This is a genomic window from Parasphingomonas frigoris, from assembly GCF_036663815.1.
Taxonomy (GTDB): domain Bacteria; phylum Pseudomonadota; class Alphaproteobacteria; order Sphingomonadales; family Sphingomonadaceae; genus Sphingomonas.
Map to the genome: position 1 here is coordinate 1 of NZ_JAXOJQ010000023.1, position 2,500 is coordinate 2,500.

2 rRNA genes (1 of these 2 cut by a window edge) are annotated in these 2,500 nt (G+C 53.8%); both read right to left on the reverse strand.

From position 1 onward, the window contains the following. Positions 1-64 precede the first annotated feature (64 nt). Positions 65-179: ribosomal RNA gene (rrf, locus tag U1872_RS22065) — 5S ribosomal RNA — on the reverse strand. Between the two features lie 185 nt (positions 180-364). After that, positions 365-2,500: ribosomal RNA gene (locus U1872_RS22070) — 23S ribosomal RNA — on the reverse strand (it continues 659 nt past the right edge of the window).

Here is a 2,500-nt window from a genome sequence, read left to right on the forward strand (position 1 = left end):
GTTTAGATGACATGTGATGGGTTCTCATAAGAGACACGAACATTTTGTGTTCACCGGCTTCAATGCCTGGCGACGACCTACTCTTCCATCGCTTAAGCGATAGTACCATCGGCGCAGTCAGGTTTCACGGCCGAGTTCGGGATGGGATCGGGTGGGGCACTGACGCTATAGCCACCAAGCAATGGAGCCGGTGAACAGCAAAAGGTTCGGGTTCTCTGGGTGCCCCGCCTTGCGGCGGGGCTCCTAAAATCGGTGCACGTTTACGACAATCTGAAGATGGTAGTTGTTAATCAGGCGTTGCATTTGATCATCCGCCATCTGCGACACGTGCTGGTTACCCAGGATTGTCATTGATGGTGGGACTCTCAAGCGCGAATAGAGCAATTAGTATCGGTTAGCTCCATGGATTACTCCACTTCTACATCCGATCTATCAACGTCATGGTCTCTGACGGCTCTATGAAATCTTATCTCGAGGGAGGCTTCCCGCTTAGATGCTTTCAGCGGTTATCCCGTCCATACATAGCTACCCTGCTGCGCTCTTGGCAGAACGACAGGTACACCAGAGGTATGTTCAACCCGGTCCTCTCGTACTAGGGTCAACTCCTCTCAAATTTCGACGCCCACGGCAGATAGGGACCAAACTGTCTCGCGACGTTCTGAACCCAGCTCACGTACCACTTTAATTGGCGAACAGCCAAACCCTTGGGACCTGCTCCAGCCCCAGGATGTGATGAGCCGACATCGAGGTGCCAAACAACCCCGTCGATATGAGCTCTTGGGGGTTATCAGCCTGTTATCCCCGGCGTACCTTTTATCCGTTGAGCGATGGCCCTTCCACGAGGGACCACCGGATCACTATGACCGACTTTCGTCTCTGCTCGACTTGTCAGTCTCGCAGTCAGGCGGGCTTATGCCATTGCACTCTAACAGACGGTTTCCAACCGTCCTGAGCCCACCATTGCGCGCCTCCGTTACTCTTTAGGAGGCGACCGCCCCAGTCAAACTACCCGCCACAGAGGGTCCCTGATCCAGTTTCATGGATCGAGGTTAGACATCAGAAACAAACAGGGTGGTATTTCACCTATGGCTCCACGTCAGCTGGCGCCAACGCTTCAAAGCCTCCCACCTATGCTACACAGTTTCTTCCTAATGCCACTCTGAAGCTGCAGTAAAGGTGCACGGGGTCTTTCCGTCTAACCGCGGGAACCCCGCATCTTCACGGGGAATTCAATTTCGCTGAGCATGTCCTGGAGACAGTGGGGAAGTCGTTACGCCATTCGTGCAGGTCGGAACTTACCCGACAAGGAATTTCGCTACCTTAGGACCGTTATAGTTACGGCCGCCGTTTACCTGGGCTTCATTTCAGAGCTTGCACCCCTCCACTTAACCTTCAGGCACCGGGCAGGCGTCAGGCCCTATACGTCGTCTTGAAGCCGACTTAGCAGAGCCCTGTGTTTTTGCTAAACAGTCGCTACCCCCTGGCCTGTGCCCCCCAACAGAGCTTGCGCTTAGTTGGGGCCTCCTTCTTCCGAAGGTACGGAGGCAATTTGCCGAGTTCCTTCAGGACACTTCTCTCAAGCGCCTTGGTATACTCTACCTGACCACCTGTGTCGGTTTCGGGTACGGTCTATACGGTGGGGCTATTTCCTGGGACCTCTTCGAAGCCTTCCCAATCCAATAAGGGAAGACAACACACGAGATCCGTCACACACCACCAGGTCACGGAATATTAACCGTGTTCCCATCGACTACCCCCTTCGGGCTCGTCTTAGGGGCCGACTCACCCTGCGCGGATTAGCCTTGCGCAGGAACCCTTGGTCTTTCGGCGAAAGGGCATCTCACCCTTTTTATCGCTACTCATGTCTGCATTCGCACTTCCGATACCTCCACGACCCATTACCAGATCGCTTCACAGGCTTACGGAACGCTCCGCTACCGCGTACCATTAAATGGCACACCCTAAGCTTCGGTGCGTGTCTTGAGCCCCGTTACATCTTCGCCGCAGAACCTCTTATTTAGACCAGTGAGCTGTTACGCTTTCTTTAAAGGATGGCTGCTTCTAAGCCAACCTCCTGGTTGTTTTGGAAGTTCCACATGCTTTCCCACTTAGACACGACTTGGGGACCTTAGCTGTAGGTCAGGGCTGTTTCCCTTTTGACGACGGACCTTAGCACCCGCCGTCTGTCTCCCGGATATTACTCTTGGGTATTCGGAGTTTGGTTAGAGTTGGTAGGTCTCGCGACCCCCGCATCCATCCAGTGCTCTACCCCCCAAGGTATTCGTCCGAGGCACTACCTCAATAGTTTTCGCGGAGAACCAGCTATTTCCCGGCTTGATTGGCCTTTCACCCCTAAGCACAACTCATCCGGTAACTTTTCAACGTTAATCGGTTCGGACCTCCAGTGCGTGTTACCGCACCTTCATCCTGGTCATGCATAGATCGCCGGGTTTCGGGTCTAATACATCAAACTCTGGCGCCCTATTCAGACTCGCTTTCG